Genomic DNA, 374 nt, shown 5'->3' on the forward strand with positions numbered 1-374 from the left:
CCCGCATTTAATACGGACTACGAACGACGTAAGTGGGAATCGCTTCAAAATTCGGCCGGGGCATCGCTCACGGCCGTTGCGCAGGGCCGTGCAACAAGTGCCGATGTCCAGAAGGTGATTACCGTGCTCAACGGTATGAACAAGATGGCAGGCAATTTGTTTGCGCGTGCCGCGAGCGCTGCCGAGGTTCAGGCCAAGAAGTTTGAAGCTCAGTACGAACAGATTAAGCACGATCAGGCGATCGATACGCTCACATCGTTTGAAATGGCGCTTAACGCGGCGTTGAAACCGATGGTTCCGGAAATCCTATCCGGCATTCAGGAGGTTTTCGCTCTTGAGTTGATGCAGTCCAACGAGGAATTGGAGTACAACGT

General features: G+C 53.2%; 1 protein-coding gene. It reads left to right on the forward strand.

The annotated features are described in order from the left end of the window. Positions 1-374, forward strand: a 374-nt coding sequence (locus tag AC1RPK_RS07645) for a hypothetical protein (RefSeq protein ID WP_481769337.1), incomplete at both ends; no start/stop codon positions are given.

It is taken from the genome of Dellaglioa sp. CoH-55-MRSF-6 (genome assembly GCF_056782215.1).